Origin of the sequence: Nocardioides sp. CPCC 206348 (genome assembly GCF_048654705.1) — a bacterium.
In the GTDB taxonomy this organism is placed as follows: Bacteria; Actinomycetota; Actinomycetes; order Propionibacteriales; family Nocardioidaceae; genus Nocardioides.
Map to the genome: position 1 here is coordinate 5,723 of NZ_JBMCZA010000189.1, position 1,804 is coordinate 7,526.

Here is a 1,804-nt window from a genome sequence, read left to right on the forward strand (position 1 = left end):
ACTGACGCTGGGCCCCCTCGACGACGCCGGCGAACCACACCCGGCCCTCGATCTCCCGCCGGCCGAGGCGCCGCGGGTGCTGGCCGGCGGCCCGGTGACCATCGACGCCGACGGAGCCGTCCGGGCGGAGGTCGACCTGATGCCGTTCATCGAACAGGGCGGGCGACGTGCCGGACTCCGGCTCCGGATCGAGACCGACGACCGGATCATCGACCGACCCATCCGGGTGCCCGTGAGCGCTGTCTCCGAGGTGGCCACCCGATCGCGAAAGGTCGCCGTCAGGGTGACATCATCGACCGGGGATCGGGTCCTGGTCGACGTGGCCGTTCCACGGACACTCGCCCGCCGGGCAGCCGGACGGCTGCGCCGCGAACTCGGTCGGCTCGGAAGCAAATGAGGAGAGCAGGAAACGTGGACATCTGTGTGGTCGCGCTCGGCAAGATCGGGCTCCCCCTGGCAGTGCAGTTCGCCAGCAAGGGGCACCGCGTCGTCGGTGCCGACGTCGACCAGTTGGCAGTCGACCTGGTGAATCGCGGGGAGGAGCCGTTCCCCGGCGAGGCCCACCTCGCCGAGAAGCTCCGTGAGGCCGTCGACGCCGGACTGCTGTCGGCCACCACCGACACCACCGCCGCGGTCGCCGCAGCGCAGGCAGTCGTCATCGTCGTACCCCTGTTCGTGGCGGCGGACGGCACGCCGAGCTGGGCGTGGATGGACGCAGCGACCGAGGCCGTGGGCCGTGGCCTCAAGCCGGGCACCCTGGTCAGCTACGAGACGACGTTGCCCATCGGCACCACCCGCAACCGCTTCGGCCCCAAGCTCGAGGAGCTCTCCGGGCTCAAGGCCGGCGAGGACTTCCACCTGGTGTTCAGCCCCGAGCGCGTGCTCACCGGCCGGGTGTTCGAGGACCTCCGCAAGTACCCCAAGCTCATCGGTGGCATCAACCAGGCCTCTGCCGACGCGGCCATGGACTTCTACCGCGCGGTCCTCGACTTCGACGACCGTCCCGACCTGCCCGAGCCCAACGGCGTGTGGGACCTCGGATCGTCGGAGGCCTCGGAGTTCGCGAAGCTCGCCGAGACGACCTACCGCGACGTGAACATCGGACTGGCCAACCAGTTCGCCCGGTACGCCGACCAGATCGACGTCGACGTGCTCAAGGTGATCGACGCGTCCAACTCGCAGCCCTACAGCCACATCCACCGCCCCGGCATCGCCGTCGGTGGGCACTGCATCCCGATCTACCCGCGGCTCTACCTGTGGAACGACCCCGCGGCCACGGTCGTGACGGCCGCTCGCGAGGCGAACGCCGGCATGCCGTCGTACGCCCTCGACCTGCTGGCGGCGGCGCACGGCGACCTCACCGGCCTGCCGGTGCTGGTGCTCGGTGCGGCCTACCGCGGCGCGGTGAAGGAGACGGCGTTCTCCGGCGTCTTCCCGCTCGTCGAGGGCCTGAAGGCCCGCGGTGCGGTGCCGTTCGTGTCCGACCCGATGTACACCGACGCCGAGCTCGAGGCGCTCGGCCTGCCCGCCCACCAGGGCGAGCCGGTCACCGCCGCGATCGTGCAGGCCGACCACCCGGAGTACAAGGCGCTCACCCCGGCCGACCTGCCCGGCGTCACCGTCCTCGTGGACGGTCGCCGTGCGACGGACGCCGCCGCGTGGAACGTCGAGGGCGTCCGCCGGGTCGTCATCGGCGGCTGAGGACGCCGTCCTTCTCGTCGTACACGTCGCTGGTCTCGGGGCAGGTCCACTCGCCCGGCGCTGACTCGGTCAGGCGAACGCCCGCCCGGCCGACCCAGCCGAT

Annotated in this window: 2 protein-coding genes; both read left to right on the forward strand. The window is 71.5% G+C overall.

Translation table 11 applies throughout. The features are described from left to right. The coding region (locus ACOADB_RS15605; protein WP_378600359.1) for a hypothetical protein at positions 1-397 on the forward strand (397 nt) is incomplete at its 5' end. 14 nt (positions 398-411) lie between these two features. Further along, the gene (locus tag ACOADB_RS15610) at positions 412-1,701 is read left to right on the forward strand and encodes a nucleotide sugar dehydrogenase (protein ID WP_378600362.1); all 1,290 of its coding nucleotides are present in this window, start codon (positions 412-414) and stop codon (positions 1,699-1,701) included. Positions 1,702-1,804 lie beyond the last annotated feature (103 nt).